At 31.6% G+C, this 25,634-nt stretch carries 28 protein-coding genes; 24 read left to right on the top strand and 4 right to left on the bottom strand.

What is annotated here, in order from left to right; all coding sequences use genetic code 11:
• The 9 genes from CI949_RS01835 to CI949_RS01795 form a co-directional block, all read left to right on the top strand.
• A partial coding sequence (locus CI949_RS01835) for a methyl-accepting chemotaxis protein (protein WP_290762541.1) occupies positions 1–1,047 on the top strand: 1,047 nt, incomplete at its 5' end.
• A gap of 74 nt (positions 1,048–1,121) precedes the next feature.
• Positions 1,122–2,315 (top strand): acetate/propionate family kinase, encoded by a 1,194-nt coding sequence (locus CI949_RS01830; RefSeq protein ID WP_073159410.1) that lies wholly within the window; start codon positions 1,122–1,124, stop codon positions 2,313–2,315.
• Positions 2,316–2,486: 171 nt separating this feature from the next.
• Positions 2,487–2,825 (top strand): cytoplasmic protein, encoded by a 339-nt coding sequence (locus CI949_RS01825; RefSeq protein WP_089719880.1) that lies wholly within the window; start codon positions 2,487–2,489, stop codon positions 2,823–2,825.
• A gap of 80 nt (positions 2,826–2,905) precedes the next feature.
• Entirely contained in the window at positions 2,906–4,159 is a 1,254-nt protein-coding gene (locus CI949_RS01820; protein WP_073159414.1) for a GntP family permease, read from the top strand.
• A 52-nt stretch (positions 4,160–4,211) separates the two neighbouring features.
• Positions 4,212–4,628 (top strand): secondary thiamine-phosphate synthase enzyme YjbQ, encoded by a 417-nt coding sequence (locus tag CI949_RS01815; protein ID WP_073159416.1) that lies wholly within the window; start codon positions 4,212–4,214, stop codon positions 4,626–4,628.
• A 1-nt stretch (position 4,629) separates the two neighbouring features.
• Complete coding sequence (locus CI949_RS01810; protein WP_073159418.1) at positions 4,630–5,070, top strand: NUDIX domain-containing protein; 441 nt, start codon at positions 4,630–4,632, stop codon at positions 5,068–5,070.
• Between the two features lie 100 nt (positions 5,071–5,170).
• A complete protein-coding gene (locus tag CI949_RS01805) occupies positions 5,171–6,235 on the top strand; it encodes a 1-aminocyclopropane-1-carboxylate deaminase/D-cysteine desulfhydrase (protein ID WP_073159420.1) in 1,065 nt (354 codons plus the stop codon).
• A gap of 104 nt (positions 6,236–6,339) precedes the next feature.
• Positions 6,340–7,014, top strand: a complete 675-nt coding sequence (locus CI949_RS01800; RefSeq protein WP_073159423.1) for a hypothetical protein — start codon at positions 6,340–6,342, stop codon at positions 7,012–7,014.
• Positions 7,015–7,083: 69 nt separating this feature from the next.
• The gene (locus tag CI949_RS01795; RefSeq protein WP_089719878.1) at positions 7,084–7,827 is read left to right on the top strand and encodes an NAD-dependent deacylase; all 744 of its coding nucleotides are present in this window, start codon (positions 7,084–7,086) and stop codon (positions 7,825–7,827) included.
• A 24-nt stretch (positions 7,828–7,851) separates the two neighbouring features.
• Here the strand turns inward: CI949_RS01795 and hpt are convergent, their stop codons facing one another.
• Together hpt and CI949_RS01785 are read right to left on the bottom strand one after the other, a co-directional pair.
• Positions 7,852–8,388, bottom strand: coding sequence for a hypoxanthine phosphoribosyltransferase (gene hpt / locus CI949_RS01790; protein ID WP_073159427.1), 537 nt, complete (start codon positions 8,386–8,388; stop codon positions 7,852–7,854).
• Positions 8,389–9,351: a cytidylate kinase family protein gene (locus CI949_RS01785; protein ID WP_073159430.1), complete on the bottom strand. Its 963-nt coding sequence runs from the start codon at positions 9,349–9,351 to the stop codon at positions 8,389–8,391.
• A gap of 203 nt (positions 9,352–9,554) precedes the next feature.
• Here CI949_RS01785 and CI949_RS01780 point away from each other — a divergent pair, with 203 nt between their 5' ends.
• A complete protein-coding gene (locus CI949_RS01780) occupies positions 9,555–10,865 on the top strand; it encodes a glucose-1-phosphate adenylyltransferase (RefSeq protein ID WP_073159431.1) in 1,311 nt (436 codons plus the stop codon).
• Positions 10,866–10,976: 111 nt separating this feature from the next.
• Entirely contained in the window at positions 10,977–11,567 is a 591-nt protein-coding gene (locus tag CI949_RS01775; protein ID WP_073159433.1) for an MBL fold metallo-hydrolase, read from the top strand.
• A 107-nt stretch (positions 11,568–11,674) separates the two neighbouring features.
• On the opposite strand, the gene CI949_RS01770 is transcribed toward CI949_RS01775, so the two are convergent.
• The gene (locus tag CI949_RS01770; protein ID WP_073159435.1) at positions 11,675–11,983 is read right to left on the bottom strand and encodes a helix-turn-helix domain-containing protein; all 309 of its coding nucleotides are present in this window, start codon (positions 11,981–11,983) and stop codon (positions 11,675–11,677) included.
• 262 nt (positions 11,984–12,245) lie between these two features.
• Here CI949_RS01770 and CI949_RS01765 point away from each other — a divergent pair, with 262 nt between their 5' ends.
• The 4 genes from CI949_RS01765 (at position 12,246) to otsB (ending at position 15,797) form a co-directional block, all read left to right on the top strand.
• A complete protein-coding gene (locus CI949_RS01765) occupies positions 12,246–12,443 on the top strand; it encodes a helix-turn-helix domain-containing protein (protein ID WP_073159437.1) in 198 nt (65 codons plus the stop codon).
• Positions 12,444–12,465: 22 nt separating this feature from the next.
• A complete protein-coding gene (locus CI949_RS01760) occupies positions 12,466–13,521 on the top strand; it encodes an HD domain-containing phosphohydrolase (protein ID WP_073159439.1) in 1,056 nt (351 codons plus the stop codon).
• A 76-nt stretch (positions 13,522–13,597) separates the two neighbouring features.
• Entirely contained in the window at positions 13,598–15,010 is a 1,413-nt protein-coding gene (locus CI949_RS01755; protein WP_089655414.1) for a trehalose-6-phosphate synthase, read from the top strand.
• Complete coding sequence (gene otsB / locus CI949_RS01750; RefSeq protein ID WP_089719876.1) at positions 15,003–15,797, top strand: trehalose-phosphatase; 795 nt, start codon at positions 15,003–15,005, stop codon at positions 15,795–15,797. Before CI949_RS01755 ends, otsB begins: the two co-directional genes overlap by 8 nt.
• A gap of 13 nt (positions 15,798–15,810) precedes the next feature.
• On the opposite strand, the gene CI949_RS01745 is transcribed toward otsB, so the two are convergent.
• Positions 15,811–16,614, bottom strand: a complete 804-nt coding sequence (locus CI949_RS01745) for a histidinol-phosphatase HisJ family protein (RefSeq protein WP_073159444.1) — start codon at positions 16,612–16,614, stop codon at positions 15,811–15,813.
• A gap of 241 nt (positions 16,615–16,855) precedes the next feature.
• Between CI949_RS01745 and CI949_RS01740 the strand changes: the two genes are divergently transcribed.
• From CI949_RS01740 to eutL, 9 genes are all read left to right on the top strand, one after another.
• Complete coding sequence (locus CI949_RS01740; protein ID WP_073159446.1) at positions 16,856–17,848, top strand: aldo/keto reductase; 993 nt, start codon at positions 16,856–16,858, stop codon at positions 17,846–17,848.
• 361 nt (positions 17,849–18,209) lie between these two features.
• Positions 18,210–18,572: a BMC domain-containing protein gene (locus CI949_RS01735; protein WP_089719874.1), complete on the top strand. Its 363-nt coding sequence runs from the start codon at positions 18,210–18,212 to the stop codon at positions 18,570–18,572.
• A gap of 18 nt (positions 18,573–18,590) precedes the next feature.
• A complete protein-coding gene (eutP, locus tag CI949_RS01730; protein ID WP_089719872.1) occupies positions 18,591–19,019 on the top strand; it encodes a EutP/PduV family microcompartment system protein in 429 nt (142 codons plus the stop codon).
• A 23-nt stretch (positions 19,020–19,042) separates the two neighbouring features.
• On the top strand, positions 19,043–19,627 hold the full coding sequence (locus CI949_RS01725) for an ANTAR domain-containing response regulator (RefSeq protein ID WP_089719870.1): 585 nt from the start codon (positions 19,043–19,045) through the stop codon (positions 19,625–19,627).
• Between the two features lies 1 nt (position 19,628).
• A complete protein-coding gene (locus tag CI949_RS01720; protein ID WP_089719868.1) occupies positions 19,629–21,047 on the top strand; it encodes a sensor histidine kinase in 1,419 nt (472 codons plus the stop codon).
• Positions 21,048–21,209: 162 nt separating this feature from the next.
• Entirely contained in the window at positions 21,210–22,643 is a 1,434-nt protein-coding gene (gene eutA, locus CI949_RS01715; protein WP_089719867.1) for an ethanolamine ammonia-lyase reactivating factor EutA, read from the top strand.
• Between the two features lie 23 nt (positions 22,644–22,666).
• Positions 22,667–24,046, top strand: a complete 1,380-nt coding sequence (locus CI949_RS01710) for an ethanolamine ammonia-lyase subunit EutB (RefSeq protein WP_073159456.1) — start codon at positions 22,667–22,669, stop codon at positions 24,044–24,046.
• A gap of 3 nt (positions 24,047–24,049) precedes the next feature.
• Entirely contained in the window at positions 24,050–24,946 is an 897-nt protein-coding gene (gene eutC, locus CI949_RS01705; RefSeq protein ID WP_174254496.1) for an ethanolamine ammonia-lyase subunit EutC, read from the top strand.
• A 20-nt stretch (positions 24,947–24,966) separates the two neighbouring features.
• Positions 24,967–25,620, top strand: coding sequence for an ethanolamine utilization microcompartment protein EutL (gene eutL / locus CI949_RS01700; RefSeq protein WP_073159460.1), 654 nt, complete (start codon positions 24,967–24,969; stop codon positions 25,618–25,620).
• Positions 25,621–25,634: the final 14 nt, after the last annotated feature.

The raw sequence follows: 25,634 nt of genomic DNA, 5'->3' as shown, positions 1-25,634 counted from the left end.
GGAGAGAAAATAGAGTTAGTTGCCAATGGAAATTTAAATGTATCTCTAGAGCTGGATAGAAATGATGAACTTGGTACAATGGCCAATATTTTTAATAAGATGATAAAAGAGTTAAGAAATTTAGTAAATAATATGATGAATACTTCAGAAGAGGTACTAAAAACTGCTTCACATTTAGAAGCAAGTTCCAAAGAGGTTGGAGAAACTTCAGAACAGGTAGCAATATCTATTCAAGAAGTTGCTATTGGGGCTGAAAAACAGTCTAAAAATGTTGAGCAAGTATCAGATAAAATAAAAAAATTTAGTAGTGGTTTAAATAACTTAACAAATACTAGTAATGAAGTTGAAGGTTTGTCAAACGAAATGAATGACGTTATTGTTGAAGGCCAGCAAAAGATGACAAAGCTAAATGAACAAATGGATAATATTATTATTTCTATCAGAAATGTAGGAGCAGATATTGAAGAATTAGAAGATATATCAAATGAAATTGGGAGTATTATAGCAATAATAGATAGTATAGCAGATCAAACTAATTTACTTGCTTTAAATGCTGCTATAGAGGCTGCTCGAGCTGGAAGTGCTGGTAGAGGATTTTCAGTAGTTGCAGATGAAATACGAGATTTAGCAGAAGAATCATCTAGTTCAGCTGATCAAATCAAAAAATTGATTGATAAAGTAACTAAAAAAACAGAAATTGTAGGAGATGAAATGGAAATTAGTGAAAAAGAAATTTCTGATGGCGAAGAACTTGTTAATTCAGTTAATTCAACGTTCGATTCTATAACTAATAAAATTTCTAGAGTTAATATAGGTATGGAAAAGACTTCAAAAATAATAGAAGCTAATTTTGAGCATAGTAGAGAAATTGCTATAAATGCAGAAAATATTTCTAATATAGCAGAAAAAACTTCAGCTTCAGCTCAGGAAGTTGCTGCGTCTAGTGAAGAACAAACTGCTTCTGTAGAAGAACTATCATCTATTTCTACCAATCTAACTGAAAAAGCCTCACATTTAGAAAAATTAATTGCTAAATTTGAAACTTAATTGTTAATAAAATTAATATTTATATGTCCATGTATATTATTTAGTTTTATTAAAGCAACCGGAGAGTGATATTAATGAAAATTTTTGTTATTAACTGTGGAAGTTCATCTTTAAAATATAAATTATTTGATATGAGAGATGAAGATGTTTTAGCTGAGGGAATTATTGAAAGAATTGGTATTGAAAATTCATTTTTGAAATATGAAACAAAAGAAGGTACAGATATTAAAATTGAGCATGAAATACCAACTCATAAAGAAGGAATAGAATTATTAATTGAGACACTTCTTTCTGATGAACACGGTGTATTAGAAGATATGGATGAAATTAAAGCAGTTGGTCATAGAGTGGCTCATGGGGGAGAAAAATTTGCGCACTCTACTCTAATTGATGATGAAGTGATGAAAGAAATCGAAGATATTTCTGATTTAGCCCCACTTCATAATCCAGCAAATCTTATGGGGATTGAAGTTTGTAAAGAATTAATGCCTGAAACATCTCAGGTTGCAGTATTTGATACAGCTTTCCATCAAACTATGCCAGAAGAAGCATATACTTATGCTCTACCTTATGAATACTATGAAAAATATGGAGTCAGAAGATATGGATTTCATGGTACCTCTCATGGTTATGTAGCCAATAGAGCTGCTGAGATGATGGATGAAGATATTAACGATCTTAAAATTGTCACCTGTCATTTAGGAAATGGAGCAAGTATTGCTGCAGTAAAAAATGGTGAATCTATAGACACAAGTATGGGCTTTACTCCACTTGAAGGATTAGTAATGGGAACAAGATGTGGAGATATTGATCCAGCAATTGTACCATTTATCATGGATAAGGAAGATATGACAACTTCAGAAATAGATAGTGTACTAAATAAAGAAAGTGGTCTTTATGGAGTATCTGGAGTTAGCAGTGATATGAGGGATATTGAAGGAGCTGCTGATGAAGGAAATAATCAAGCTCAGGTAGCATTAGATATCTTTAATTATAGAGTTAAAAAGTATATTGGATCTTATTCTGCTGCTATGGGTGGAGTAGATGCAGTAGTATTTACAGCTGGCATTGGTGAAAATGCAATTGAAACTAGAGAAGAAATTCTTGCAGGTTTAGAATACATGGGAATTAAAATTGATAAAAACGCCAATGATATTCGTGGTAAAGAACAAATTATTACAACCAGTGATTCTACAGTAAAAGCTATGGTTATTCCAACAAATGAAGAGTTAGTAATTGCTAAAGACACAAAAGCAATTGTAAGCTAGATAATCATTTATAATTAAATAGATTTTTAAGGCATTTATTGTTGCTAAATTTATTTTAGTTACTAATAGATGCCTTTTCCATTTTAATAGAATTTTAACAGATATTTTAACTTTTCAATTAAAGGGTTTTATAATTAAATAGAGAATTATATTAAAGTGGAGGTGTATAAAATGAATAAATTTGCTTTTTTTGCTTTCAATGGTAATATGATGTGTTTTCAGCATATCTTACTTAATGCTTTAGATCTAGCTGATAAAGGTAAGGAAGCTAAAATAATTATTGAAGGTGAAGCAGTAACTTTAGTTCAAAAATTAGAAGAGTCTAAGAACAAACATTATTTTAAAGCAAAGGAAAGAGGATTAATTGACTGCATCTGTAAAGCTTGTTCAGCCATTCTTGGTGTACTGGAATATAATCAGAGTACTGATATTCCTTTAAAGGGAGATATGAGTGGACATCCTTCCATGGAAGCTTTTACAGAGCAGGGATACCAGATTATTACTCTTTAATTAATAGTTGAGTTTTAACCTATCATGATATTTTAATCCTGATAGGTTTTTTATTCTGTTGTTTTGAAAGGAGAATAACTTTGTTAAGTATTGGGATTGGATTTGTTATTCTAATTACCCTCATTATTCTAAAAGTTAGTATAGTGATTGCTGCACCACTTTCATCTATAGTAATTTTATACTTGAACAACTTAAATATTTTAGAAATCCTGAATATCCACTATTTACCTGGTTTTGCTGCTTTTGTTCAGGATTATTTGTTTATATTTTTATTGAGTGCGATTTTAGGGAAAATAATGGAAGAATCTGATGATGCTGCTTCTATTGGTGAATTTGTTTTAGATGTTTTATCATACAGATATGCGGCAGTAGGTATCTTTTTTGCTAGTGCACTTTTATCACTGGGTGGAATTTCTGGATTTGTATTAATTTTTACTATTTATCCAATAGCTAAATCTGTTTTTGAAGAAGCTAATTTACCAAGGTCTCTTATTTTAGCTGCAATAGCAGGTGGAACTGTGGTTGTTGGACTTCCTTTACCAGGAAGTCCCCAGGTTCATAATTTAATCATGATGGATTATCTAAACACTTCTGCTTTAGCTGGTCTAGCTTTAGGATTAGTTAGTATTTCAACTGGAGCAGCAGCAGCTATTTTATATTTAAGATACAGAAGTATTTCATTTCTGGCTGAAAGTAACGCGAAGACAAATGAAAGTGTTTTGAAGAAGCCTGATCTGGCTAAGTTGATCAAATTTATTACAGCAATGCTTCCTTTATTAACAGTTTTTATATTACTTGCTGTTTTATCAAAAGATCCATTGCTGGCTTTATTTTTAGGAGTTATAGTTTCGATAATTAAAAACTTTAGAAAAATAGAATTGCTTAAAATTTTAAATGATAGTATATCTAATGCAGTCTTACCATTGATGTTTGCTGCTTCTGCAATGGGTTTTGGGCAAGTTATTTCTTCATTACCAGTATTTAAAAATTTTCTGGAGACTTTATTAAATTTACCTTTGCATCCTTATTTATTAGTTGGTTTAATTACAAATATTGCAGCTGGACTCTTAGGAAGTGCATCTGGTGGAATACTTTTAACACTAAGTACAGTTGGGGAAAACATTGTTCAGTTAGTTGATCCAGAAAAACTACATAGGATTATAATTATTGCTTCAACTGGTTTAGATACACTACCTCATAACAGCTCTTACCTGGCAATGCTTGCCTATACTGGTCTTAAATTTAGAGAAAGTTATTTTGATTACTACATAGTTACTGTTATAGCGCCTTTAATTTCTTTTGGAGCTGCAGTAATATTTGCTTTGAACTTTTAAAGAATAGAAAAGTTTAACACGACTAATTCAATTTAAAGAGGGAGTGGATTAAATGAAATCAATCAGAAAATATCTATACTTTAACACAGATGAGAGAGTTGAACTGATCAATATTACTAATCTGGTCAGAGGAGTTTTAAAAGATAGTGGTATTCAGGAAGGCTTATGCCTGGTTAATGCAATGCATATTACTGCCAGTGTATTTATTAATGATGATGAGAGTGGTCTGCATCAAGATTATAAGGAATGGTTGGAAGAACTAGCTCCTCATGAGCCAATATCACAGTATGCTCATAATGGATTTGAAGATAATGCTGATGCTCATTTAAAGAGACAGATTATGGGGCGTGAGGTAGTTGTTGCTGTAACAGAGGGTAAACTTGATTTTGGGCCCTGGGAGCAAATTTTTTATGGTGAATTTGATGGTCAGCGAGAAAAAAGAGTTTTAGTCAAAATTATAGGAGAATAAGATGAGATATCCAGAAGCTACAGTGGGTGCGGTTATTTTAAATTCCGAAGATAAAGTTTTAATCTGCAAATCAAACAAATGGAACCACAAATATGTAATTCCGGGTGGTCATATTGAGGCTGGAGAAAGTATGGAAGCAGCTTTAATAAGAGAAGTGAAAGAAGAGACTGGACTGGATATTTTTGATATTGAACTACTAGCTATTAATGAGAGTATCTATTCTGAATCATTTCAAAATAAAAAGCATTTTATTTTTGTTGATTATATCTGCCGTAGTAATTCGAAAGATGTAATTTTAAATGAAGAAGCTCAGTCATATAAATGGATTGATTTGACTGAAGTAGAAAATTATGATTTAGAAAAATTTACAGCTAAATTATTAAAAGAACTAAGAAAAAGCAATAAATCAGAATATAAACAAGAGATCATTTACGGGCTTTAATATTTGATTAGCTTATTCAATGATTATAATTAACTTTTAAAAATAAATATTTTGACTTAATAAATTTAAAAAAGAATGAGTAAATGAAAAGGGTGAATTTATGTATAATTTAAAAAAATATCAGATAGTAAAAGATAAAATTAATAGAATAGAAAGAGCTGAATTGGGGTTCTTCCCGACTCAAATATATAAATTGGAGAATCTTTCAGCTCAATATGGTGTAAATATTTATTTAAAAAGAGATGATTTAAGTGGTTTTAGTACTTTTGGTGGGAATAAGATAAGAAAATTGGAATTTTTATTTGGCGAAATTTTAGCACAGGGTGCAAAAAACATCTTTACTTATGGAGCCACTCAGTCCAATCATGCATTACAGACAGCTATTGCCTGCCGTAGATATAATTTAAACCCTATATTATATTTGGTTGATGTTATTGGTGAAGGAATTTCAGATCCTAAGGCTAATATTTTACTTGATCAAATCCTCGGAGCTGAAATTCAAATCATTGATTTTAAAGAAAATGAAGATGAATTTGAAGCGATGTATAGAGCTAAAGCGGAATCTAAAAAATATGCTCAAGAAATTTCTGAAAATGAAGATGATTATTATTTAATTCCTCCAGGAGGAGCCTCTCCTCGTGGTACTTTAGGATTTGTTAATGCTTATCTAGAAATGAAAGCACAAGAATTTAAGAAAGACTTGAATTTTAAAAACATTTTTCATGCAACTGGTACCGGTGGAACTCTTGCTGGTTTAACAGCTGTTAATAAATTTATAAGTGATGATCTTAAAGTCAATGGGATTAATGTAAGTCATAAAGATGAAAGTTATTTAAAAGAAGTAGCTGAGTTATCCACAGCAGCTTTAAATCTTTTAGATATTGATTTTGAATTAGAGGGCAGTGATATAATAGTTAATAATAATTATGTGGGTGAGGGATATGAAATTCCATCAACTAAAGCCAATCGGGCAGTAAAGATTTTTGCGGAAAATGAAGGTATTTTCCTTGATCCAGTTTATACTGGAAAAGCAGCAGCGGGAATGATTGATTATTTAGAAAAAGAAAAAATTGAAAAGGGTTCTGATCTTTTGTTCTGGCATACAGGAGGTACTAATGCATTATTCGCAGAAAAAAAGATATTAGGTAATTTATTAGATAATTGAAATTAAATTATAAACTTAAATCAACTTTATTATTAAACTCTGGCTTAAATGCCGGGGTTTATCTTTTTCTGTGGTTTGATATAATTAAATTCGAGGTGAAGAATATGAGTTTATTAAATCAAGTTAATTTATATGTAATCAAAGATATAGATAACAAAATAAAAATAAGTAGTTTATTAGGCTATAAAAATGATGAGCTTTTATTAAGTAAAAATGAGGTTAAAGATTCTGCAGTTATAGGAGATATTATTCTATTATTAAAAAATAATAAAGATGATAATTTAAAACAAAGAAAAGCTGTAAGTTATCCGGTTAAAAAAGTTAAAGGACGCTTTTCTGATGTAAAAGAATATATCTATTTTAAGATGAAAGTATTATATGATTTTAATCTGCATTATTTAAACAAAAAAGAAATAGAAGCAGTTGAAAAACATAAAGAACATATAAAATTTGAAAGATTAATCGATACCAACAAAGCAGATATTAAGAAATTAATAACTTATAATAGTGATGAAAAAGTAAAGCCCTTTAACCACAGCAATTATCCTGTACAGCAGATTCTAAACTCTAAAAAAATATTTAGACAAGAAATAGGAAATGTGTTTGAATGGGGCTGGAGCCTGATGGAAATATATCAGATTGATGAAAATAATTTTGTTAGCTTTAAGCAGAGCAGTTACTTTCGTGAAAGACAGCAGGGAGAATTTTTTGAAATTAGCAAAAAAGCTGTTAAATTCATGAGAACTTTTGAAGATGATAAAGATTATTTTTTAGATTAAACAAATTATTCATAATATTAACTAATATTCAGTTAAAAAGTATGGTATAATACTTATGAGGTGAAGAATATGAATAAATACCGAAAAGTAGCTGAGCTTATAAAGAATTCTAAACATACAACAGTTTTTACTGGTGCTGGGGTCTCAGTCGAAAGTGGTGTACCTCCGTTTAGATGTGAAAATGGTCTCTGGAATGATTATGATCCAATCATTTTAGATCTTAAAAACTTTTATAAACATCCAGAAAAAAGCTGGGATACGATTAAAGAAATATTTTATGACTATTTTGGTAAAGCTGAGCCAAATGAGGCACATAAAGTTATTGCTAGATTAGAAAAAGATGGATATATTAAAGCGGTGATTACTCAAAACATAGATAATCTTCATCAGAATGCGGGGAGTAAAAATGTATTTGAATTTCATGGTAATTCCCGTAATTTAATTTGTACTGAGTGTGGAGAAAAATATTCTGTTAATGAAAAACTATTATCAGAACTGCCTCCAAAATGTAAAAAATGTGGTGATGTTTTAAAACCTGATTTTGTTTTTTTTGGTGAGGCTATACCAGAACGTGAAGAAAAGTTATCTTTTCAAGAAGCGGAAAAAGCAGAGCTGTTTATTATAATTGGTACAACTGGAGAAATTCAGCCAGCCTCGTTAATTCCTGTAGTTGCCAACAGTAAAGGTGCTAAAATAGTAGAAATTAATATTAAAAAGTCTAATTTTACGGATGATATAACAGAAATATTTATTAAAGAAAAAGCAAGTACAGCTATGAAAAAAATTGAAACAGAATTAAATAAATTAAAGTAAAACAAGTAAAATCCTCAGTTAATCTTAGGACTGAGGATTTTCTTTATACTCTGCAATATATGCTAAATTTCTATATTTTTCTTTATAATCAAGCCCATATCCTACTACAAATTTATCTTCAATTTCAAATCCAGTATAATGAACAGGCAAATCCAAAAGCTTATTATCTGAAATATGGAGAAGAGTACAGATGCTTATGTTTTTGGGATTACGAGCACTAAGATTTTTTAATAAATAACTATGAGTTAAACCGGTTCTAATAATATTTTCAATAATTATAACATTTTTCCCAGAAATACTAAATTCCAAATCTCTAGTTACTCTAATTACCCCAGAATTATCTTCATCTGCATAATGGTTTAATTCTAAAAAATCAAGTTTAATTGGAAATTTGAGCTTGCGGCTGAGATCTGTCATAAAATAAAGGGAACTTTTTAAAATGCTGACTAATATTACTTCTTTGTCTTTAAAGTCTTTGTTCAGCTGTGCTGCTAATTCATTAATTCTGTTAGAAATTTCTTCTTCAGAAATGAGTATTTTTTCTAAATTTTGAGTATTCATTTATTTTTCACTCCCATTAAGGTCAAATTTTTCCGCTAGTTGTTCGAAATCTTTTTTATAAACAATTTTTATTTTAATATGTGGATATAATTCCTGCAGTAATCTAACTTTTTTATTTTTTTCAGTTGTATATTTTTGTTTCATAGTTGTTAATTCAACATACGTATCATGTTCGCATAAATAAAAGTCAGGTCTGAAAGCCATAATTACATTCCCTTCTGGATCCCATTCTAAAGGAAATTCACTGGGTTCATATTCCCATTCAATATGATGCATATCCAGTATTTTAGCAAATTCTTTCTCACTTTCATGACCAAAATTTCTTTGACTTTTATTTTCAACTGTTTTTTCGGTGACTTCTTTATTATTAATTAGTGCCTGAGGGTTTTCTTTTTTTAGATCAGCAATATTCATTATAACAGATAAACTATCTTCTAAGTTAAGGCCATCTCTATTTAATGTCAGGTGATAAAGAGTTGTTTTTTCCCAGTCCTGATTATGTATTCTCCAAACATAACGTCGATGTTTGCGGTCTGCTAATTCAAGCTCTCTAGCGGCTTCATCATGATGCAGCCCATAATTTTTTTTTAACTGCTGACAGCGGTATTCTTCAGAAGCAACTATTTTAAAATGAAGAGCATAAGGATTATTTTCAAAAATTATTTGAGATCCTAATCCTAAAATAAGTAGATCTGTAGTTTCAGATTTTCCCTTTAATTTTTGAGCAATATAGTCGGCGAAACTAATTTGTTCATTTTTTTTGGCATCTGGATTTAATATTTTAGTATAAAATTTAGAGCTTTGTTCCAGCATATGCAGCTGATGTTCATCAGCAACTTCAGGCAGCCAGTTTTCTAAAACATATTGGCGGTCAATTAATTGTAAGCCGAGACGGTTAGATAATTCTTTAGCAATTTCTTCACCACCACTTGCTGTTTGCCTTGAAATAGTTATTATTTGCATCAAAGACACCTTCCTTCTATAATAATATTATAGCATAAATGATAGTGACAAACTATTAATTTTAGAAAATTAAGGAAATAGATAATTGTGCATTAAATTATTAAAAATTCAACAGAAAAATAAAGGGTTTTACCTAATTTTGCCTAATATATAAATATGAGATGTAGAAAAATATATAGTTTTTAAGAAATAGGGGGTATTCTATGAAAACATTAGCATTGATTTTGGCCGGTGGGCGTGGAACTAGACTTGATATTTTATCAGCACACAGAGCTAAACCAAGTGTACCATTTGCAGGTAAATTTAGACTTATTGATTTTGCTTTAAGTAACTGTGTTAATTCTGGTATCTATAATGTTGGGGTTTTGACTCAGTATTTACCATTATCCTTAAACAATCATATAGGTATTGGAAAACCATGGGACTTAGATCGCAGAATGGGTGGAGTTACAATTTTACAGCCTTTTAGAGGCAAACCAGGATCAACTGATTGGTATGAAGGAACAGCTCATGCAATTTATAAGAATATGAGTTTTATTGAGAGTAAAGATCCAGATGATGTAGTTATTTTATCCGGTGATCATGTGTATGAGATGGATTATAGCAAAATGGTTGAGTACCACAAAGAAAAAGATGCAGATTTAACTATAGCTGCTCAACCAGTTCCATATGAGGATGCAAATCGGTTTGGTATTTTAGATTATAATGATGAAATGAGAATTACAGATTTTGTGGAAAAACCTGAAAATCCACCCAGTAACTTAGCTTCAATGGGCATTTATGTTTTTAAAAAAGAAGTTTTACTAGAAGTTCTAGAAAAATACTGTACTGAAGAAGATTCAGACTTTGGACATCATATTATACCACCAATGATTGAAAAAGAGTGTGTATATCTTTATGAGTTTGATGATTATTGGAAAGATGTAGGCACACTTGCTGCCTACTGGGAAAGTAGTCTAGAATTAACTGATCCAATTCCAAGTCTTAATCTTTATAATGATGAGTGGAAACTGCACACCAGAAGTGAAGAAAAACCACCTGTTAAATTTGGTAAAGATGCATCTGCTTCTAAGAGTTTGATTTCTAATGGGTCTATAGTTAATGGAGTAGTTAAAAATTCTATTATTAGTCCTGGGGTATATATTGAGGAAGGTGCTGTTGTTAAAGACTCAATTATTTTTAATGATACAGTAATTAGAAGTAATACTGTTGTAGAAAAGGCTATAATTGATAAAGAAGTTGAGATTATGGCTAATTGTAAAATTGGTTATGGTGATGATTTAACCCCAAACAAAGATGAGCCTGATCTATTGGAAAATGGTTTAAATGTAATTGCTAAAAGAGCTACAATACCAGAGGGAACAACCATCGGTAGAAATTGTAGAATTTTCTCTTATGTTGGTGTAGAGGATTTTGATAATAAAAAGATTCCTAGTGGTAGTACAATAACTTCTGAAATAGGAGAAAAAGTAGCTGCTGGAGACGAAATTCATGTTAGAGAATTAAATACTTAAAATTTGCTTAGTTAAATATAGTGGCCCCTTCTTAATTGAGGGGGCTTATTTTATTTATTAAACAATCTATGCTAAAATTAAGATAGTTATCAATAATTAAAGCAATAGGAGATGATTATTATCAAAGTTAAGTGGTTAGGTAATTCAGCTTTGTTGGTTGATGCTGAGCAAAAAATTGTAATTGATCCCAGTTTTGAAATTGAAGCTGATTTTGAGGCAGATATCGTACTGATTACACATGAGCATGATGATCATATTAATTTAGATGATCTTGCAGCAGTTAGCAATAATGAAACAAAAATTTATGCACCTCAATCAGTTTACAATAAATTTGATATTGAAGGAGAAGTTGTACAAGCTGGAGATTTGATCGAAGATCAGATAAAGGTCTTAGATGTTGATTGTTACAACTCAGAAGGCTCTGTAGCTTATTTTTATAAGGGTCTTTATCAGACAGCAGATGCTGCTGATTATCCGGATCCAGATGAAGAGATAAAGTTATTATTTACAGCCTGTTTCAACGATCATTTTTCTGATTATCTAGAAAAAGTAATTAAATTTAATCCTAAAATGGCAATACCATATCATTATGATCCGGAAGAAAGGCAGGAATTGCTGCAGGCCAAGGGTTTATCCAGCAAATTTGAACAGATTGGATGCAAATCTAAGATTATAGAAATTGGTGAAGAATTTGATGTTTAATAGTCTGATTCATTCATATTAAGATTTAACAAGATTTCTGGTTAAATTTATGGAACAGAGAAAAGCTCTCAGTAAGATTAATTATCCTGAGAGCTTTTATGTAAGTTTTATTCATTTTTATTTAAACTTTCCAAAAAAAGACTTAGATTCTCTCTTTGGGTTGGGCTTAATTGTCTAGCATTATCAAGCAGAGGTCTCAATGAATCAGGAACAGCATTATTCGGTTCAGAAAAAAAAGCTGCAATTGTGATTCCAAGAGCTCTACAGATCCTTTCTAAGGTTGTAATTGTGGGTGACTGTTTGTTGGACTCAATGGAACTGATAAATGACTGGCTGATACCGGTGTGGTTAGATAATCTTTTTTGGCTTAAACCCCTCTGATTTCTATATTTTTTCAAACGCTTTCCGATATTCATAATAAATACCTCCCTACAAAATATTATCTTCTAATAATTTCAAAATTTGCAATATATATTATATCACTATAATGATAATTTAATACTATTATACCAGTTATTTCTGACAAAAAATAGTAAAAAACTTAATTTTCTAATTTTAATTTTTAAAATAATAAAAATTATCTGTTAATAGACATTATAACCATTATAATCATTGAATATAGTTCATTATAGTGATAATATAATATATAGTTAATATATTATTAAGGGAGGAGAGATTATGTCAGCAAAATTAGCAAGAAAAATCAAAAGGTTCCGAAAAGAAAGAGAGCTAACTCAGCTAAAATTAGCGGCGAGAGCTGGGCTTGCCCAATCTTTTTTAAGTAATATTGAAAATGGACTACAGAGTCCTTCCTTAAAAAGCTTAGAAAAAATATCTAAGGCTCTGGATGTCCCCTTAAATGACCTTTTGAAATGACTTAAGTTATGAGGTGAGGGATATGCATAATATAAAAATAAATCAATATCGTGATCAACTGACAGAAATTTATAATCGCCATTATTTCGAAAAGAAAATAAAAGAATTTGATCAAAAACAGCTATATCCATTTAGTATTATTCTGGGAAATTTAAATAATCTAAAGAAAATAAATAAGAACCAGGGTTATGAACGTGGTAATTTATTTATTAGGAAAACAGCAGAAATATTAAGTTCTTTTTGCGAAATAAATGACATAGTAGCAAGAAGTGGTGGAGATGAATTCGTTATTTTACTTCCGAAAAGTGATATTAAAAAAGCAGAGAAAATTTCAGAAGAAATCACAAAAAATTACAATTATCTCAATGAAAAATATCAAAAAATGACACTGGCGCTTGGGATAGCCTCCAGATCAACTAAAGAACAGAAACTTACTGACGTTTATCAGCTTGCAAATGATAGAATGTACAGAAATAAGATTTCTGGAACTGGTAGTTTTAAATTTGAAATTTTTTCTGCTTTTGAGAGAATGCTGGGAGAAAAAACAGGAGAAACTGTAGCTCATGCTCGCCGAATGGAGCTGCTCTCTGTTAAATTGGCAGAGAAGTTGAAAATTCCTATTTATCAGATTGACGAATTGAAAATTGCTGCTCGTTTACATGATATAGGCAAGATAATTATTGCTGACTATATTCTAAATAAACCAGAAGCTTTGACTGAGGACGAATACAAAAAGGTTAAAGAACATACTAACATAGGGTACAGAATAATTAAATCAATGCCAGCTCTAGAAAATGTAGCTAATATAATTTTAGCACATCACGAAAGGTGGGATGGCAGGGGTTATCCTAGAAGATTAGAAAAAGAAGAAATACCATATTTGGCTAGAATCATCTCTATTGTGGATACATATGATGTTATAACTCATGAGAGACCATATAAAAAAGCAAGTTCTGCAGCAGCAGCATTAAACGAAATTAAAAAATGTGCAGGGACTCAATTTGATCCTCTGTTGGTCACGGAATTTATTGATCTAATTGAAAATCGAAACCAAGTTCAACTCGAGCTTGTTAAATAATTACTTTAATTACTTTCATAATTTGTTATGTTATAATAAGAGAATAGATAAGTACACAAAATAGGAGGTAATAATTATGGGAGCAGAATTAAAGCAAAATAGACTTGTTCTTGTTTCCAATGGGGAACCATATAAACATATATATCAGAATCAGGAAATAAAGCAAGAAAAACTTGTAGGAGGCCTAACAACCGGACTGGACCCGATGATGCAGGAAGACGATGGACTCTGGATTGCCTGGGGCCGAGGTGAAGCTGATTTTGAAGTAGTTGATCAGGAAAATAAAGTTAAAGTACCTGATGATAACGGTTATACATTAAAGAGAATTAAACTAAGTGAAGAAGAAAAAAATGGATTTTATTGCGGATTTTCAAATGAGGTAATGTGGCCGATCTGCCATACGTTTATCTCTAAGGCCAATTTTAAAAAAGAATACTGGGATAGTTATAAAAAGGTGAATAAAAAATTTGCTGATAATATTATGGAAGAGCTCGAGGAAGATGATTTAGTCTGGATTCATGACTATCATTTAGCATTAGTTCCTGGGTTTCTATCAGGAAGTGATGCTAAAACTTCACTATTTTGGCATATCCCTTGGCCTGCCTGGGAAGCGTTTAGAACTATACCCTGGCGTCAGGAAATTTTAGAAGGAATGCTGTCGACCAATTTTTTGGGTTTTCACACTGATTCCTTTGTTTACAATTTCTTAAACTGTGCCAAAAAAATAGGGGCAGAAGTTGATTTTTCTGCCAGAGAAGTTTATTATCAAGGCTCAAAGACTAGGGTAGAAAATATCCCTCTGGGCATTGATTATCAGCGAATGCACGGACTTTCTCAGGACGAGGAATATCTTGAAAAATCAAAAACAATTAAAGAAAATTATAATACCGAAAAGCTTGTTTTTGCAGTTGATTGCCTGGATTATACAAAAGGGATTGAAGAAAGGCTGGAAGCTATTCGTAGATTTTTTGAAAAATATCCCGAATATCAGCGTAAAGTAATTTTTGTTCAAAGAATTGCTCCCAGTAGGACAGGAATTGAAGAGTATCAGCAGATGAAAGATAGTATTGAGAAAATGGTTGGAGAAATCAATGGTAAATATCAAGAGGATGAGTGGCAGCCGATTAAATATTTCTATGGTTCTGTCCCTCAGGATGAGCTGTTACCGTATTATAATGCAGCTGACTTAGGGTTAATTACAGCTTCGATAGATGGGATGAACCTGGTGGCCAAAGAATATCTGGCAGTACAGGATTCAGGAGTGCTTTTGCTTTCTGAGTTTGCTGGAGCAGCTGAATACTTAGATAGTGCAATAAAAGTAAACCCCTATGATGTTGAAGCTTTAGCTGATAGTATTTATCAGGGGCTTGAAATGCCCGAAAAAGATAGGAAAGAGCGAGTGCAGACTGCTCAAGCTGCTCTTAAGAAATATGATATTAACTGGTGGCGAGATCATTTCATTGAAATGTGGCTTGATTGTTATGAATAAAAAATTTATTCTTGCAAATAAGCAGTTAAGTAAAGTTAAAAAACGAATAGAAAGAGCAGATGATATTCTGCTTTTTCTTGATTATGATGGGACTCTGGCTCCTTTTAAAGCTGATCCTCTTTCTGCCTTTGTTTTACCGGAAGTAGAAGCTAGCTTAAAAAAGTTGGCAGAAAATAAAAAAATTCATATGAGTCTGATTTCAGGTAGAAAATTAAGTGAGTTAAAAAAGATGATTGATTTAAATCGATGTCATTATGCAGGCAGTCATGGTTTAGAAATCGAGATGTCTTTTGCAGATGGAATAATTATCCCACATCAGAATAAAGAGATTGATGTTTTAAGCAAAAAAAATTATCAAATGACTAAAGAAAAATATTTAAAGGCGGTAGATGTGCGTTTAGAAGACAAAAATTTTGGGCTGGCCCTGCATTTTGATTCTGAAAAGAAGCAGGCTGAAGCAGAAAAAGATTTGAAAGCTTTATTTGAAAACACAGCCTATCATTTGCTTTCTGGCCGGGAAGTTATAGAAATCAGGCCTAAGGGCTGGGATAAAGGAAAAGCTGTTAATTATATTAGTGATCAGATCAGAGAGAAATCAGATATAAATGAGGTTTTAAAAATTTATATTGGGGATGATCGGACTGATGAAGATGCTTTTAAAGTTTTAAAAGATGGAATCACAATCTATGTCCAGAATGAAGATGATTTAAATACAGAAGCAGAATATTATCTTAGAGATCCAGAAGATACAGCAAAATTGTTAAAAAGTCTTGCAGGAGAGAGTTAAATCTCCTGCGATTTTATATTTTGTGAAATTTAGGTTTCATGTTTTTGAAAGTTGTTAAATACTTAAATCCAATTTTTTTAAGTTTGGAAACTGTAAAATCAAATTTTTGAGCAATGGTGGCAGTTTTATGGCTGTCAGAACCTATAGTTAAAATCTTTCCTCCCTGTTTATAATAGAGTTTTAAAATATCAAAACTGGGGAGTGGGTTTTTGCCATCAATTCGGTAACCAGATGTATTTACCTCTAAGCCCCGCTCTTTTTTTATTATCATTCTTAAAATTTCTTTAATTAACCCTGCAGCTTCGTTATTTTCCATCAAGTCTGGCTGCTTTTCAAAATTGCCATAACGACGAATAATATCCAGGTGGCCGATAACATTATAGTTATCATATTCTTTAACTACTTTAAGTACAGCTTTTAAATATTTAATATAAGCTTCCCATTGACTGTAGCCCTCAAAAAAATCGCCATTATATAAGTCAGATTTTTCAACAGTATGAAAAGACCCAATAACAAAGTCAAAATTATTAGCCAGATAGTTATCACATTCTTGAAGAATATGAGACTGAATCCCCATTTCTATGCCTTTTTTTATAACCAACTCACCTTCATATCTTTTCTGCATTTTTTCTATTTCTTTTAAATATTTATCTTTGTCTATTAAAAACTCTATTTTGTTATCTTGATAATCAATATCATGATGGTCAGTAATAGCTATTTCATCTAAGCCTTTTAATATAGCAGCCTGACAGAGGTCGTCCATTTTCATACCTGAATCAGCTGAAAAATGTGAGTGCAGGTGATAATCAAAAAACATAGTAATCTCTCCTTTTTATAAATGCTAAAAGTTAGGCAACTAGTTTATTTGCATAATTAATATATTAATATCATAGCATAATTTTTAAGATTATTAAAATAATATAAAGTATAAAAAGTTAGAAAATCAAATGAAGTAATTAAAAAATAATTATTAAAAAATTAAAAAGAGAATAATTTGTAATCAAAGATCAAATTGAATATAATGGTAATAGTAATTAGTAAATTGGGAGGGGTAAATAATGGAATATAGTACTATTGGTAAAACAGGGGTCCAGGTTTCTCCACTTTGTTTTGGAACAATGCCTTTTGGTGGAATTGCTGATGAAAAAATGTCTCGTAAAATGTTTAAAGCCGCACTTGAGCGAGGAATTAACTTTTTTGATTCAGCAGATGTTTATAATGAGGGGCGCTCTGAAGAATTATTAGGTAAATTTATGAGGGAAAATAATTGTAGAGATGAATTAGTTATCACTTCTAAAATTTTTGGAAAAACTGCTTCAGATGTTAATGCAAAAGGACTTTCTCGACGTCATATTAAATTAGGCGTAGAAAAAAGTTTAAAAAGATTACAGACTGATCGGATAGATTTTTATTTTGTACATAGTTTTGATTCTAAAACAGATATGATTCATACTTTAAGAACAATGGATGATTTAGTTAAAGAAGGTAAGATACTATATCCAGCAGTCAGCAACTGGGCAGCCTGGCAGATAGAAAAATCTTTGGGAGTTTCTCGAAGGGAAAGTTTGGCTCGTTTTGAATGTGTACAGCCAATGTATAATCTTGCTAAAAGGCAGGCAGAAGTTGAAATATTACCAATGGCTGAGGCAGAAAATTTAGGAGTTGTTTCTTACAGTCCTTTAGGTGGCGGACTTTTAACCGGCAAATATGGTAAAGCTAAGAGACCAGATAAAGGAAGATTAGTAGAAAGAGAAGATTATGCAGCCCGCTATGGGTTAAAAGAATATTATCAAATTGCGGAAGATTTCAGCAATCATGCTGAAGAGAAAGGTGTTGTGCCAGCTTCTTTAGCAATAGCCTGGGTGATGTCTAATCCGGTTATTACTGCTCCGATTATAGGAGCCCGCAATTTAGAACAATTAGAAGGATCTCTCGGAGCACTTGATATAGAAATGACTGAGCAATGGAGAAATGAAATAACAGAACTGTCTATTACTCCACCACCTGCAACAGACAGATTAGAAGAACAAAAAGATATAAATTATTTTTAAATAGATTACTTAATCCAAATGAAATAGTTATGCTATTGTGCAAGAGCTTAGCTCTAATATTTTAAACAGAAAGAATTTAAGTTGGAGTATTAGAGCTAATTGTTCTAATGTTCTAATATAGATAAACGTAACTTATCATTTTTATAGCAGAGATTATTTTGTTATTCAGAAGATTATTTTTTGCTCTTGCTTTTATTTGTTACTTGTGATACAATTTTTTTAAGAAAAATTAATAAGTGATTACACAATGGTGTGTGATTTAAACTATAAAGCAAAGAAGCTTGTAGAAAAGGGATATTCATGTCCTTTTTATACAGGCTTTTACTATTTTAAGGAATAGTTTTTAGATGGAGGGGTTTTTATGGGAGAAAAAAAAGAAGTTGTAGAAAAACAGAGGATAATTCAAGAATTTGTCCCTGGTAAACAGGTAACGTTAGCACATATAATTGCTAATCCTCAAGAGGGTATTTATCAAAAATTGGGGCTAGTTGATCAGGTAAATGATGCAATAGGAATTTTGACTATCACTCCCAGTGAAGCTTCAATAATTGCAGCTGATGTTGCTACAAAGGCAGCTGGAATAGAAATAGGATTTATAGATCGATTTAGTGGTTCTTTGGTAATTACTGGAGATGTAGCAAGTGTAGAGTCATCAGTTGTGGAAATCATGAATATTTTAGAAAATATACTTGATTTTACACCAGCTAAAATTACTCGGACATAATAATAGGTGAGTATTTAAATGAAAAAAGCAATGTTGATTGGAAAAAGTGGTAGTGGTAAAACTACTTTAATTCAGTTTTTAAGTTCGGAAGAAATAAGGTATAATAAAACACAAGCAATGGAATATTATCCAGATTTTATAGATACACCCGGTGAATATATAGAAAGCAGGCGTTATTATAGTGCTATCATTTCTTCAGTAGATCAATGTCAGAAAATTGGTTTGGTGCAAGATGCTACTGATAGAGGTAGTGTATTTCCGCCTAATTTCGCTAAAACTTTTAATCAGGAGGTTTTTGGAGTTATAAGTAAAATAGATAAAGAAAATGCTGATCTGGAAAACGCAGAAAAAAGTTTAAAAAGAGCCGGGGTTAATAAGATTTTCAAGATTAGCTCTATAAGTCAAGAAGGGTTAAAATATTTAAAAAAATATTTAAAAATAAAATGAACTAGGTAAGAAAGGGGAAAACTATGGGGAAGAAAATAGTAATAGCCGATGATGAACCTATTACTATCATGGATATCTCAGAGATTTTAACTGAGGAAGGTTACAATGTGGTAGCTGAAGTCTCGGATGGTTTTGATGCTATTGAAGCTTGTCGTCAACACAAACCTGATCTTGCTCTACTTGATATTAAAATGCCACTTCTAAATGGGATTAAGGCAGCTAGAATAATTAAAGAAGAAGAGTTAGCTGAAACAATAGTATTTTTAACGGCATATAGTAATAAAAATTTTATAAGTCAGGCAAAAGAGGTAGGTATAATGGGTTATTTAGTTAAACCAATAGATAGAGCAAGTTTATTACCTGTAATAGAACTTGCCATTGCTAAAGGCGAAGAAATGATCAATATCAAAGAAAATATAAAGGCTTTAAAAAGCAAGTTAGAAAAAAGAAAATTAATTAGTAGGGCCAAAGGGATTTTAATGGATTCTGATGGCCTCTCAGAAGAAGAAGCATATAATAAAATCAGAAAATTAAGTATGGATAAACGCTGTTCAATGAAGGAGATAGCGCATGTGATTATTATAAATAGTAATTGCATGGGTGAATAATATGCTAAGAAAGCTTTGTCAAGAGCAGACTCGGCTTAGTAAACAAGATATTGAACAGTTAGAAAAATTGGCTGAGCAATTACCGAGAATTGCTAATTTAGTTAAAGCTGATGTTTTTATTGATTGTCCAATTGATGATCCTGATGCTATCTTAGTTGTAGCTGAGGCAAAACCACGGGGAGCAAAAACTATTTCGAATTATAAGGGATCTGTTGTTGGTGAATTAGCAATTAGAACTAACGAGCCAGCTGCTGTTAGAACAATGGAAACAGGAGTCGCTACTAGAGATTTAAAAGCTTTGACTCAGGAAAATAAAAAAGTAAAGCAAAACGTAGAACCAATAAAAAATGAAGCAGGTAAGATAATAGCAGTTTTAATTATGGAGCGCGATATTACAGCTGATATTAAAAAGAATAAGCAGATGGAAATTTTAACCGAAACAACAGAACAGCTTTCAGATTTGCTCTCACTAGATGAATCTGAAGATGTGATTGCTAATTATATTAATGATGCAATTATTATTTTTAATAATCAAGGTTATGCTAAATATGCCAATACAGTTGCCCAAAAATTATATTCTGATCTCGGTTATAAAGATAAGATTAAAGGAATGCACTTTAATAATATAACTCTTGGCAAAAAGCAGTTTAGAGAGTTAGCAATTGAGGTAAATTCAACCGAAACGTTTGAGGTTAGTTTAAGTAATATGATTTTAAAAGTTAATTATTCTATGATGTATGGTGAAAAGCAAATTGCTGGTTTGGTAATGTTGATTAAGGATATTACTGAGGTTAAGAAAAAAGAAAAAAAATTAGTTTTAAAATCAGTAGCTTTAGAAGAAATTCATCATCGAGTAAAAAATAATTTGCAGATGATAGCTAGTCTGCTTCGTTTACAAGCACGTCGAGTGGATAATGAAGAAGGTCGACAGGCTTTAATCGTAAGTATTAATCGAATTTTAAGTATTGCAGTTACTCATGATATACTTTCGCAAAATGAAATAAATGAAGTGTGTATTAAAAGTATTTTAAATAAAATTATTGAAAACACATCTGCTTATTTTTTGAATGAACAGAAAAATATTAGGATTAAATTATTAGGAGATAATTTTATTGTTGATTCTGAAAAAGCAACTTCAATTGCTTTAGTAGTCAATGAGCTTTTGCAAAATTCTTTAAAACATGCTTTTGAAAAACAGGAAAATGGCTTAATTAAAGTTAAAATTTATCATGGTAACAATTATTCTAATATTTCAATTATTGATAATGGTATAGGTTTCGATATTCAAAAAATCAAAAAAAATCGTTTAGGTTTTAAAATTGTTAAAACAATTGTTGCTGATAAATTAGATGGGCATTTAGATTTGGAATCTAGTCAACAAGGCACTAAAATTGTTTTTGATTTTAAAAATGAAATTTAATTTAAATTATAAAATTAACAAATAAATAATGACAAAACACGATGAAGTGTTTTGCAAAGGCAATGGGGCCAGTTTAGGGATAACTATGTTTAGATGTTATCCTAAGCTGGCCTATTTTTTATAAAAAAAGTTAAAACCCTAGTTAAATTTGGAGGTGAGAACTTGGATAAAATTTTAAGTGTTGGCATTGATATTGGTACCTCAACAACTCAAGTTATATTTAGTGAAATAACTTTAGAAAATATGGCTTCAGGATTTACCGTCCCTAGAATTAATATTATTGATAAAAAAGTTATTTATAAAAGTGATATTTATTTTACCCCTTTAATTTCTCAAACTGAAATCAATGGTGAAAAGATAAAAGAAATTGTGGAAAAAGAATTTAAAGAGGCCGGAGTTGATAAAGAAAAAGTTAGTACTGGAGCTGTCATTATAACTGGTGAAACAGCTCGAAAAAAGAATGCTAGCTTGATTTCTGAGCAGCTTAGTGATTTAGCAGGAGACTTTGTGGTAGCAACTGCTGGTCCAGATTTAGAATCTATTATTGCTGGTAAAGGAGCAGGAGCAGCCCAGTTATCAAAAAAAGAAAATAGAATAGTTATTAATTTTGATATAGGAGGTGGTACTACAAACATAGCCGTTTTTGATTCAGGTGAGATTATTGATACAACTTGTTTAGATATTGGTGGTCGTTTAATTAAATTTGATCAAGATAATCAAATAATTTATGTAGCCGAAAAAATCAAAAAGTTAGCTGCTGAAATTGGGATTAAAATTAAAGAAAATACTCAATTAAAACAGTCTGAGCTGAAGAAGATAACCGAAAAAATGGCAGCAATCTTAGTCGAAACAGTTGCTGCAGAAGAAAAAAGTGACCTTTATCAGTACTTAATAACTAATCACGGTTTAAGCCAGAAAATTGAGCCAGATTATATCTCATTTTCTGGAGGAGTAGCTGATTATATAGGCCAAGAAATTGAGCCAGAAGAAAACATCTTTGCTTTTAATGATATTGGTATACTTTTGGCCCAACAAATAACTCACTCTCCACTTTACCAAGATTATAAAATAGTAAAAGCAGAAGAGACAATTAGAGCTACAGTAGTAGGAGCTGGGAGTCATACTACTGATATTAGCGGTAGTACTATTACTTATAATGGAGATGTGTTTCCGCTTAAGAATGTTCCGATCTTGAAAATCACAGCTAAAGAAGAAGCAAATAAGCCAGCTGATTTAGTTGAAATAATCAAGAAAAAACTTGATTGGTTTGATTTAGAAGAAGAACTACAGCCAGTTGCTCTAGCTTTAAAAGGAAAAAGCAATTTTTCTTTTAAAGAAATTACCGAATTAGCCAAAATTATAGTTAGTGGAATGGATACTATTATTTCAAATAAACTTCCTTTAATTATAATTTTAGAAAATGATGCTGCTAAAGTTTTAGGGCAGACAATTAATCGTCTTTTGGGTCAAAAAGAAGATGTTATCTCTTTAGATGGGATTAAAGTAAATAATGGCGATTATATTGATATTGGTAAACCCTTGGCTAAAGGAAAAGTAGTGCCAGTAATAATTAAGACTTTAATTTTTGGCAAATAATAAAATGAGGAGTGTTTGAGAATATGAAATTAAAATGTAAATTATTTGGCGATGTTTATCAGTTTGATAGTGTAAAGGAGGTGCTGGGTAAAGCTAATGAAATAAAATCTGGAGATCAATTAGCAGGTGTAGCAGCTGAGTCTGTAACTGAAAGAATTGCAGCTAAAACAGTTTTGGCAAATCTAAGCTTAGCAGACCTTCGAAATAATCCTGTTGTTCCTTATGAAGAAGATGAAGTAACTAGAATCATTCAGGATGATGTTAATGAAAGAATATATGGTGAAATAAAAAATTGGACTGTCTCTGAACTAAGAGAATGGATTTTAAGTGATGAGGTTAATGGAAGTGATATTAGAAGAATCAGTCGTGGTATAACAAGTGAGATAGTATCAGCAGTAACAAAATTAATGTCTGATCTTGACTTAATTTATGGTGCTAAGAAGATAGTAGTTACAGCTCATTGTAATACTACTATTGGTAAGCCGGGAACTTTATCTTTTAGATTACAGCCTAATCACCCAACAGATAATATTGATGGAATTATTCCCTCAATGATGGAAGGTTTTTCTTATGGTGCAGGAGATGCAGTTTTAGGTTTAAACCCTGTTGATGATAGTCAGAGTAGTGTTACTACTATTTTAAATAAATTTGATGAATTTAAAAGAGAATGGGAAATTCCAACCCAAATATCTGTTTTAGCACATATGACAACTCAGATGAAGGCAATTAAAGCTGGAGCACCAGCTGATCTAATTTTCCAAAGTATTGCTGGTTCTGAAAAAGGAAATGAAGCTTTTGGTGTAACTGCAGATTTAATTGAAGAAGCAAGACAGCTTGCTTTAAAAGAAGGTACTGCAACTGGTCCTAATGTAATGTATTTTGAAACAGGTCAGGGAGCAGAACTTTCTTCAGATGCTCACTTTGGAGCAGACCAGTTAACTATGGAAGCTAGATGTTATGGTCTTGCTAAAAGATTTGATCCATTTATTGTTAACACAGTAGTAGGATTTATTGGACCAGAATATTTATATGATGGTAAACAAATGATTAGAGCTGGTTTAGAAGATCACTTTATGGGTAAATTAAGTGGTATTTCAATGGGTGTAGATGTTTGCTATACAAACCACATGAAAGCAGATCAAAATGATTTAGAAAGATTAGGTGTACTCTTAGCAAATGCTGGTTGTAACTATTTAATTGGAGTACCTGTTGGTGACGATATTATGCTTAATTATCAGTCTGCTGGTTACCATGAAGCACAAGCAATTAGAGAAACTGTTGGCTTAAGACCTATCCCTGAGTTTGAAGCTTGGTTAGAAAAGATGGGAATTATGAAAAATGGTAAATTAACAGATAAAGCTGGCGATGCTTCTATATTTTTGAAAAATGGAGAGGTGAAGTAAATGATATCTGAAAGAGATTTAAGAGATATTGTTAAAGAAGTTTTAAAAGAGGTTGGAGCAGATAATCCTAAGACAGTTGAAAAAGTAGAAAATGAAGTACAATCAGCAGTTTCAGGTACAAGTACTGAAGTAGAAAGTGGAGTTATTGCTGATATTACTGAAGTAGATTTAAAGAAGGAACTTTTAGTACCAAACCCTGCAGATGAAAAAGCAATTTTAAATTTAAAAGCTAATACTTCTGCTAGACTTGGTGTTTGGAGAACCGGACCTCGTTACAAAACTCAGACATTATTAAGATTTAGATCTGACCATGCAGCTGCAATGGATGCAGTATTTACTGATGTTTCAGATGAAATCATCGAAGAAATGGACTTATTTAGAGTTCAGACTAAGTGTCAGGATAAAGATGAGTTTTTAACTAGACCTGATTTAGGTCGTCAATTTGATGAAGAAAACTTAGCTAAGATTAAAGAAAATTGTAAAGACAAGCCTAAAGTACAAATTTATGTAGCGGATGGTTTAAGTTCTACAGCAATTGAAGCTAATTTAAGAGATGTTTTCCCAGCAATTAAGCAGGGTCTAGAAGGTTATAACTTAGAAATTGGAACTCCTTTCTTTGTTAAATACGGTAGAGTAGCAACTATGGATGCAATTTCAGAATGCTTAGATGCTGATGTAAGTTGTGTTCTTATTGGTGAGCGCCCTGGTTTAGCAACTGCCGAAAGTATGAGCTGTTATATGGCTTATGATGCAAAAGTAGGTATGCCAGAAGCAAATAGAACAGTTATTTCTAATATTCACTCTGGTGGTACTCCAGCAGTTGAAGCAGGAGCACATATTGCAGATGTTATTAAAGCTATGTTAGATCAAAAGGCAAGTGGACTTGATTTAGATATTTAATTAAAGGAGGAAAATTAGTTATGAGAAATGATCCCTTATATGGAGAAGTTTTAAGTGTTAAATTAATTCCTAATGTTAGTCCTGATTTAAAAAAAGAATTAAAGTTAAATGATGAGCAGCGCAGTGTAGGTATGATTACCTGTGATATTGATGATGTTGGTTATACAGCTATTGATGAAGCAACTAAAAAAGCAATGGTAGATGTTGTTTATGCTACCTCATTTTATGGTGGGGCAGATAATGCAAGCCAAAAATTAGCAGGTGAGTTTATCGGAATTCTTGCTGGTCCTAGTCCTGCTGAAGTGAAAAGTGGTTTAAATGCAGCTGTTCAGTTCATTGAAAATGATGCTTGCTTTTATAGTGCTAATGAAGATGGAAGCATCTGCTATTATAATCACTGTGTTTCTAGAACTGGTACCTATTTATCAGAAACTGCTGGAATTCCAGAAGGCCAGGCAATTGCTTATTTAATTGCACCACCGATTGAATCAATTTATGCTTTAGATGCTGCATTAAAAGCAGCTAATGTTGAAATGGTAACTTTCTTTGGTCCCCCATCTGAAACAAACTTTGGTGGAGGTTTACTAACTGGAAGTCAGTCAGCCTGTAAAGCAGCTTGTGATGCATTTGCTGCAGCAGTAAAATCTGTTGCTGATAATCCAGTAAGTTACTAATTATAAGGAGAGGT

This window comes from Halanaerobium sp. (assembly GCF_003070835.1).
The sequence above is the reverse complement of the archived record's forward strand: the minus strand, read 5'-3'. Positions and strand labels throughout refer to the sequence as shown.

Bases quoted from the DNA above. Each gene is read 5' to 3' on its own strand.
- CI949_RS01830 (WP_073159410.1), top strand. From the start codon at position 1,122: ATGAAAATTTTTGTTATTAACTGTGGAAGTTCATCTTTAAAATATAAA.
- CI949_RS01825 (WP_089719880.1), top strand. From the start codon at position 2,487: ATGAATAAATTTGCTTTTTTTGCTTTCAATGGTAATATGATGTGTTTT.
- CI949_RS01815 (WP_073159416.1), top strand. From the start codon at position 4,212: ATGAAATCAATCAGAAAATATCTATACTTTAACACAGATGAGAGAGTT.
- CI949_RS01810 (WP_073159418.1), top strand. From the start codon at position 4,630: ATGAGATATCCAGAAGCTACAGTGGGTGCGGTTATTTTAAATTCCGAA.
- CI949_RS01805 (WP_073159420.1), top strand. From the start codon at position 5,171: ATGTATAATTTAAAAAAATATCAGATAGTAAAAGATAAAATTAATAGA.
- CI949_RS01800 (WP_073159423.1), top strand. From the start codon at position 6,340: ATGAGTTTATTAAATCAAGTTAATTTATATGTAATCAAAGATATAGAT.
- CI949_RS01795 (WP_089719878.1), top strand. From the start codon at position 7,084: ATGAATAAATACCGAAAAGTAGCTGAGCTTATAAAGAATTCTAAACAT.
- hpt (WP_073159427.1), bottom strand. From the start codon at position 8,388: ATGAATACTCAAAATTTAGAAAAAATACTCATTTCTGAAGAAGAAATT.
- CI949_RS01785 (WP_073159430.1), bottom strand. From the start codon at position 9,351: ATGCAAATAATAACTATTTCAAGGCAAACAGCAAGTGGTGGTGAAGAA.
- CI949_RS01780 (WP_073159431.1), top strand. From the start codon at position 9,555: ATGAAAACATTAGCATTGATTTTGGCCGGTGGGCGTGGAACTAGACTT.
- CI949_RS01775 (WP_073159433.1), top strand. From the start codon at position 10,977: ATGATTATTATCAAAGTTAAGTGGTTAGGTAATTCAGCTTTGTTGGTT.
- CI949_RS01770 (WP_073159435.1), bottom strand. From the start codon at position 11,983: ATGAATATCGGAAAGCGTTTGAAAAAATATAGAAATCAGAGGGGTTTA.
- CI949_RS01765 (WP_073159437.1), top strand. From the start codon at position 12,246: ATGTCAGCAAAATTAGCAAGAAAAATCAAAAGGTTCCGAAAAGAAAGA.
- CI949_RS01760 (WP_073159439.1), top strand. From the start codon at position 12,466: ATGCATAATATAAAAATAAATCAATATCGTGATCAACTGACAGAAATT.
- CI949_RS01755 (WP_089655414.1), top strand. From the start codon at position 13,598: ATGGGAGCAGAATTAAAGCAAAATAGACTTGTTCTTGTTTCCAATGGG.
- otsB (WP_089719876.1), top strand. From the start codon at position 15,003: ATGAATAAAAAATTTATTCTTGCAAATAAGCAGTTAAGTAAAGTTAAA.
- CI949_RS01745 (WP_073159444.1), bottom strand. From the start codon at position 16,614: ATGTTTTTTGATTATCACCTGCACTCACATTTTTCAGCTGATTCAGGT.
- CI949_RS01740 (WP_073159446.1), top strand. From the start codon at position 16,856: ATGGAATATAGTACTATTGGTAAAACAGGGGTCCAGGTTTCTCCACTT.
- CI949_RS01735 (WP_089719874.1), top strand. From the start codon at position 18,210: ATGGGAGAAAAAAAAGAAGTTGTAGAAAAACAGAGGATAATTCAAGAA.
- eutP (WP_089719872.1), top strand. From the start codon at position 18,591: ATGAAAAAAGCAATGTTGATTGGAAAAAGTGGTAGTGGTAAAACTACT.
- CI949_RS01725 (WP_089719870.1), top strand. From the start codon at position 19,043: ATGGGGAAGAAAATAGTAATAGCCGATGATGAACCTATTACTATCATG.
- CI949_RS01720 (WP_089719868.1), top strand. From the start codon at position 19,629: ATGCTAAGAAAGCTTTGTCAAGAGCAGACTCGGCTTAGTAAACAAGAT.
- CI949_RS01710 (WP_073159456.1), top strand. From the start codon at position 22,667: ATGAAATTAAAATGTAAATTATTTGGCGATGTTTATCAGTTTGATAGT.
- eutL (WP_073159460.1), top strand. From the start codon at position 24,967: ATGAGAAATGATCCCTTATATGGAGAAGTTTTAAGTGTTAAATTAATT.